General features: G+C 49.1%; 3 protein-coding genes. All 3 read right to left on the bottom strand.

Features of this window, described 5'->3' with window-relative positions:
* Window positions 1–85 precede the first annotated feature (85 nt).
* The 3 genes from BSZ32_RS13540 to BSZ32_RS13530 all read right to left on the bottom strand — a co-directional run bounded on the left by BSZ32_RS13540 (window position 86) and on the right by BSZ32_RS13530 (window position 6,083).
* Entirely contained in the window at window positions 86–2,230 is a 2,145-nt protein-coding gene (locus BSZ32_RS13540) for a LamG-like jellyroll fold domain-containing protein (RefSeq protein ID WP_105043906.1), read from the bottom strand.
* Between the two features lie 263 nt (window positions 2,231–2,493).
* Complete coding sequence (locus BSZ32_RS18945) at window positions 2,494–4,365, bottom strand: PVC-type heme-binding CxxCH protein (RefSeq protein ID WP_165788850.1); 1,872 nt, start codon at window positions 4,363–4,365, stop codon at window positions 2,494–2,496.
* Window positions 4,366–5,243: 878 nt separating this feature from the next.
* Window positions 5,244–6,083: an AraC family transcriptional regulator gene (locus tag BSZ32_RS13530; RefSeq protein ID WP_105043905.1), complete on the bottom strand. Its 840-nt coding sequence runs from the start codon at window positions 6,081–6,083 to the stop codon at window positions 5,244–5,246.
* Window positions 6,084–6,146 lie beyond the last annotated feature (63 nt).

Genomic DNA, 6,146 nt, shown 5'->3' with positions numbered 1-6,146 from the left:
TTTGACCCCATTTTTCAAATGTGCTGGCATGGCTGACATCACATGATCATCAGCATACGCTGATTCATTCAAGCATTTAGAATGGCTATTTGAGTGTGCGTAGGTAACTGAATAAATTTGATACTTGTTTTGGCTTGAGGTGATCGATCAAACCCTCGGGCATGAGTGATGATTTTGAGATGTTGTGCTTATCGATGTCTTTTTTATTCACCACTTTGATGGCACCTCCTATTGGCTGGATACTGATGGTGTTTTTATTTTTTTCTACCATCGAACCGCTGACTTTGTCGCCATTTTTTAGGATAAGATCATGGCGGTAGTAGCCACTTTCCATCTTAGCGTTCGGGGTGAGGATATTGTGAAGTAATGCCTCGGTGGTCATGGCTCCTGCTCCTGAGAGATCGGGGCCGATGATCCCACCGCTTTCGCCTACTTTATGGCAGGCAGCACAGGTGGCAAAGAGGAGTTTGCCTTTTGCTGGGTCTCCTTTGACTTTGTCGTCAGCGAGCTTGAGGAATTTCTGGAATTTAGCATGAGCATTCTTCGCGGCTTCTGGCGTGATGAGTTTTGGAGCATTACTGACGTAGGCGATGTTCGTGCTGCCTTTTAGTGTTAATTTAGGAGTGCTGCCTGTGACGTGATGAACGAGGCCTTTTGGCTTTTCTGTTTCATAGGATGTGAGGTGATCAGCTAGGACCTGCTCAGGGCTGCGGGCATGATCCCATACTCGGAACTCTAGCATTTCTAAACTGCTGCCACCAGCTTGGGTACTGTTGCCGATGGTGAGGTTTAGAAAGTCTGCGGTGACTGGGTTGCTTTTGGCCGAGTCGAGTTCTCCATCGAGGTAAATTTTAAATTCACCTTTTTTATTACGCGTGACGGCGCAGTGGGTCCAAAGGTTAGGCTGCATCGCTCGATTTGCCGTGATGCAGTCAGCATAGGATTTCCCTCCATAAAAACGGAACTTACTGTCAAAGAAATTAAGATCCGCTCCGCCTTTGTCGTTTGCTAGGATGGAGTCATCTGGGCCGATACCTGGATCGAGCTTCACCCAGGCTTCGACGGTAAATGGTCCTTTGAGCGCGATGGGGTAGTTTACTGTATCATTTGGTTTACCGGTGAACTTGATGACGGGAACGATGAGCCCTGGGGTGTTCTTGAGGATAGTTTTCACACTTGCGTTGTCACTACCTAGCGCGGTGATGATGTTGCCTAGTGAGTCTGGGGTGAGGCCTTTGAATTGACCCGAGGCGGTGGCTTTTCCGAGTAATTCAGCTTTTGCTTTACTTGAGGTTAGCCCCCCGATGGTGATCTGACGTAGGTCGCTAGGGAGGTCATCCCAATTCTTGGCAAAGAACTCTACGGTGGAGGGATCACCGAAGGATGCGATGCTGATGGTGGCTTGTCGTTTGATGGGAGCGTGCGCGTGGTTGAAGAATTTGGTGTAGAGTTTTAGTGTGGCTGGTGACGCACTACGCATCTCACTGAGGGCGGTGAGGCCGGAGATGATTTCGGTGTTACTTCTGCCATCTAGTAGTAGCCATTTTGTGACGGGTTGCTCCATTTGCTTGAGGTGGAATTTAGCGGATAGCCTGATGATGAGTGATTGAATTTCATCTGATGATTGATTTTTAAATTGTTCTGCACATGCTTCACCAACGATGGCAGCGAGGCTCGGGTTAGCGGCTAATTTAGCATCTAACAGTTCCATTTTTTTAAGGATACGGAGCTGGTGTTTAGTATCACGGAGCAATGACTGTAGTGCCTTGGTTACGTCTGGATTCTGAATCTGGCTGGCTAGCAGGGAGAGCTCATTCTTGCTGAGTTCGCGATCCAGCTTAGGGATAGATTTGATGAGTTGTGCGCTGGCCTGGGCTGGGGGAAGTGACTGGACAGCGAGCAAGAATGACTCGGGCTTCAGGTTCTGAACGATCTCAGAATCTAGCATCTTAGCGGTGACTGCACCGTGTTTTTCCATTGCCCAGCGTGCTAGGTAGAGCTCAAAATTTCGATGGTATGCGGTGAGTGACCTTCCTGTGAGCGGTGCCTGCCCAAGCTGGGCAGCAAGTGCGATGATACCAGGAGTAGGCGCTCGGTGATAGCGGATGGTGTTCGCTAGCTCCGCACGGACACGGTAGTTTTCATCCGTTGGGAAGGCTGAGGCGATGGAGAGGAATTCTTTTTCATTTAAATGTAAATTCGCCAAACTACGGATCACTTCAAAACGCATGAAGGGTGACTGATCAGAGGCTAGTTTCGCTAACTCAGAGGAATGTTCCTGCCACTCACCGAGGTCTTCGAGTGACCAGAATGCGAGTGTGCGGCTGCTGATCGGTGCGGAGGTATCGTTGACGAGCTTGAGGAGGTTTTCTGTCAGAGCGGGAGTCTTCTCAACCTTGCGGTCAGCGATGGCATACCATGCGAGACGTGCGATTTTCTCATTGGGGTTTTGAAGTGCCTGGATGAGTTGAGCTGGGTTGGCTTTAGTTAAATCTAGCGGTGTCTTTGGGGTAAGGTTATCAGGCGAATGCGCCAGATGCGACCACTTGTTTTGTCACGGTCTGGGTGAGCACGTGGGACTTCATTGTGTGAGATCACTTTATTATACCAGTCCACGATGTAGAGGCATCCATCGGGTCCGAAGTGTGCCGCTACGGGGCGGAACCATTTGTCTTCAGAGGTCATGAAGTCGGTTTGTTTTGTGTAGCTGTGATCACCATTTTTATCACGCACGGTAGTAATAATTTGGATTCTGTTAGTGATCGGATTCACGATATAGAAAACGTTTTCAGCTTTGGGGTGGAGTTGATTAAATGCTGATGCTTTCTCTTCGGTAAGGGCGATGCCGCTGAGCCCGGTTCCGCCCATTTGTTGACCTGGGAGAGTGGATGGTATTTGTGGCGCGTAGCTGCGGAGCTTTTCTTTAGAACCAGTGGCATAGTGTGTGCCTTGGAGATACTCAGCTATCGGTATTCCCCAATCATTCGCTTCTTGGATGAAGGTTTCACCGTTGTTCTTCTGTATGAGTCCCCAGATGTTGTTAGGACCTGCGCTTACGCTTTCAAATTCGCTGCCATCTGGTCTGAATCTTGCTAGTTTACATTGGCGAAATGAGACTGATTTACTGCCATCCGCAAATGCTTTTCCACCCGGGCGAACCACGTCTGAATAGTTGAAAAGTCCCTGTGCGAGGTAATACCATCCTCCTGGCGCACGCTCAAACTGGTGAGGAAATAGGTGGGAGTCTTGAATGCCAAACCCTTTTAAAACAGTGTCGAACCCTTCAGCTTTGCCGTCTTGGTTCTTGTCATAGTAGTGGCGGATCTCGGTACCATACTGGACGAGTGCGCCGTCAGCAGTGGGGATCATGCCGAGTGGGATGACGAGACCATCGGCAAAGACGCGGGGCGTCTGTGGTCCAGGAGCGCTGGGGTTATCAAAAACGAGTATTTTGTCTTTGCCTCCCCTTTTATAGATGGCTTCTGCGTGTGCTTTATTTTCGTTGGCATCGATAGGATATTCAAAGGCGGTCATCGTCCACATGCGTCCTGCGGTGTCCCATTGGACGGTGATTGGCTTGCCCACTCCTTGCTCCTCACTGGCTACGAGCTCGGCAGTGAAGCCTCTTGGTAGCTTGAATCCTTGGAGTTCTTGTTGTGGACTACGTGCGCCAGATTTTTTTGGTGGTGACACTTTCGCTGGAGCTTGTAGTGCCTTCCATGTTCTAACATTTGGAGTGCTAGGGAGTTCTTTGATGGTGATGTCCTTATACTGCACCTCAAAAATGCCACCACCGTGGGCTTGGAATCCGATCAATCCATCGAGCGGAATATTTTTGTCTTTTTCGGTATAGTCTAGTGCTGGGACACCATTGATCCATGATCTAATGCGTGGTCCTTCACAGAGAATGCGGTAGTGATTCCAGTCCCAGTCCTTCGCTGTTTTTTTGATCGCAGCGGGATCAATGGGCTGCGCAATGACTTTGTTTCTTCTGGATTCATCGTAGATTTTACCCCACCAGCCAATACCTGCATCGACTTGGTAGCCTTTCATTTCACTCTTTTTAGGGACGCGGATACTTCTCACTTGGATACCTGAGTTAATAAATCCGCTGCCTTTTACGAGACGGATGTCAAATTCTAGTTCAAAGTTTTGGTAAGATTTATCTGTGGCTAAGAAGGTGTTAAAGGGCACCTTCTTTTTCATATCCCCGCCTACGATGAGACCATCGCGCACCGACCAATACTTTTCTTCTCCCTTGTTTGTGTTCCAGCCTTTTAGAGTCTTTCCATCGAAAAGAGGAACTGCTTTCTGAGCTGTGAGAGGAAGGCTCAGAGCGATGATAATGAGGTAAATAAATTTCATAAATGCAGTATCATAGATGCATCTGATGGATGAATAAAGTAATATTCATCCACAAGTATCTATGCGAAATCCACATTGTATAAAGATTGGTGGCCAAAAGTTACGGGGAATGCACTCAATTACAGCACCCGGGACATGAAATATGTGAAATATGGGGACAGAGCCAGGGCGATTGGCTGGCTAGGGGCTACTGATGATGTAGAAAAAGGGGTCCGGTGATAAATCTTATAATTCTCTGTTTAAGAGTCTGTCGGAGTTAGAATTATTGGGCGAAGATCCAATTTTCTGGAGGGTTCTCTACATCATTTCGAACGAGGGTGCGCCCAGCTCAGGAGTCTGACTCAATGGTGATATTTTTGTGATTTAGCGTGATTTAGAGGGATATTGGGAAGTTGTTTTACGGGGAAGGGCCTCACAGTATTTATTAGACATACAATACTACCATTCGCACAATGCTACTAGTCGACTCGTGATCCATAGTGCCTTATAGGATGGAATCATCTTACAGATTTCTTATGAAATATCACACTACACGACAAAAATTTAAGCACTGGATTCTACAATCAATGTGATCGCTCAGTGTGACAAAACCTTGGAGTGCTGCGGCTTGACGCAGCTCTGGTGAGGCTGTGGCTTGACACATGGGGGCGGGAGTTTCAAGTGTGCCGTTTTCAGACCGATAGGGTGAAGCCTGTTGCTGATTACGTGGTCTGAGAGTTAGGGCTGATGGCTCCACTCCTTCAGGGTGTGACGGCGGTTTCCAACCGCCTCGTCCGTATTTTACAATCTTGGGCTTGGCGGTTGGAAACCGCCGCCACGCAAGACTCCAGCGTACCTACGCAGAAGGCGTCGTGAAGTCACACAATATCTGCAAATGACTACACCCTGCGAAATGTGTTCGGCGTTTTTCCGTAGTTGGCTTTGAAGAGGCGGTTGAAGTTACCGAGGTTGTTGAAGCCGCAGTCGAAGGCGATGGTGGTGATGGTGTGTTCGGTTTCGATCAACTCGCGGGCGGCGTGGCTGAGCCGCAGCTGCACCAGATAGCTCTGGTAACTCATGCCTAGGTGTTGTTGGAAAAATCGACTAACTGATTGGGGGTGCAGAGCCGCGGTGTCAGATACTTGCTGTAGGGTGATGGGCTCGCGCCAGTGCGACTCGAGGTAGTTGAGCACGCGCTGCAGACGATCGATCTTGCGTGTGGTGACCGATGCCGAGTAGCTGGGGCTGGCGAGTGGTTTGCGTTTCGTATCGATACTGAGGGTGTGGAGAATCTCAATCAATCGCAGTGCCTGTTCCGGGCCTGCTGGCAGTTCAAAGAGTTGCTGGATCTGCGATTGCACGGCTTTGGTTGTTGTCGGTGAGAAGCTGAGCCCGCGTTTGGATTCATTCAACAGGGCATCCATTTTTTGAAATTCGACTGAGTTGAAAAATTCGGCACCAAACAGGTCGGAGCGAAATTGAATGACGCGCGAGCAGGCTCGGCCTTGGCTCCAGTTGCGGTACTGGTGAGGCACTTGCGGACCGATTAAGATCAAATCGCCGGGCGTGAAGGATTCGACGGAATCGCCGATGATGCGCTGGCCCGAGCTTTCCATGACCCAAGTCAACTCGATCTCGGGGTGGTAATGGTAGTTGTGGTCGAACGTCGGCAAATCGATATCGAGGCAGGTAAAGGAACTGCCTGAGTGGGGGCGGACATTTTCGCGGGTGGGCTTCATCGCTCTCTATTCTCCATATTTTAAGTTAATAAGCAATCCAATGTGAAGATAGTATTAGTTGTG

The sequence above is a fragment of the Rubritalea profundi genome (assembly GCF_002954445.1).
GTDB classification, from domain to species: Bacteria; Verrucomicrobiota; Verrucomicrobiia; order Verrucomicrobiales; family Akkermansiaceae; genus Rubritalea; species Rubritalea profundi.
Note: the sequence above shows the minus strand (reverse complement) of the source record. Positions and strands in the feature narration are given on the sequence as shown.

What these genes read in the sequence shown, in the direction of transcription:
- BSZ32_RS18945 (WP_165788850.1), bottom strand. Translation starts at nt 4,365, where the DNA reads ATGAAATTTATTTACCTCATTATCATCGCTCTGAGCCTTCCTCTCACA.
- BSZ32_RS13530 (WP_105043905.1), bottom strand. Translation starts at nt 6,083, where the DNA reads ATGAAGCCCACCCGCGAAAATGTCCGCCCCCACTCAGGCAGTTCCTTT.
- BSZ32_RS13540 (WP_105043906.1), bottom strand. Translation starts at nt 2,230, where the DNA reads ATGCGTTTTGAAGTGATCCGTAGTTTGGCGAATTTACATTTAAATGAA.